Raw genomic sequence first — 321 nt, 5'->3', positions numbered from 1 at the left:
AAACATCCCAATCTCCTCAAGGAGCAGGGACAAGAAAAACTCGCACAAACGCCGGAACAGCTCTGGGTCGCCGATATCACCTATCTTCCCGTGCAAACGGGGCAAGCGTACCTGAGTCTGATAACGGATGCCTGTTCACGAAAGATAGTTGGCTATCATGTGCATGACAGCCTGCATACATCCGATGTGTTACAAGCGTTATCTAAAGCGGTTAAGACGAGAGTAAGAAAAGGAAAGCTGATACATCACTCGGATAGAGGGATTCAATACTGTTCAAAGTCTTATCAGGACTTCCATCAAAAGCATGGTATTACCTGTTCC

1 protein-coding gene is annotated in these 321 nt (G+C 46.4%); it reads left to right on the top strand.

Features of this window, described 5'->3' with window-relative positions:
- Positions 1–321, top strand: a 321-nt coding sequence (locus J3998_RS13610; protein ID WP_208151119.1) for a DDE-type integrase/transposase/recombinase, incomplete at both ends; no start/stop codon positions are given.

It is taken from the genome of Thiomicrorhabdus marina (assembly GCF_017571465.1).
GTDB classification, from domain to species: domain Bacteria; phylum Pseudomonadota; class Gammaproteobacteria; order Thiomicrospirales; family Thiomicrospiraceae; genus Thiomicrorhabdus; species Thiomicrorhabdus marina.
The sequence above is the reverse complement of the archived record's forward strand: the minus strand, read 5'-3'. Positions and strand labels throughout refer to the sequence as shown.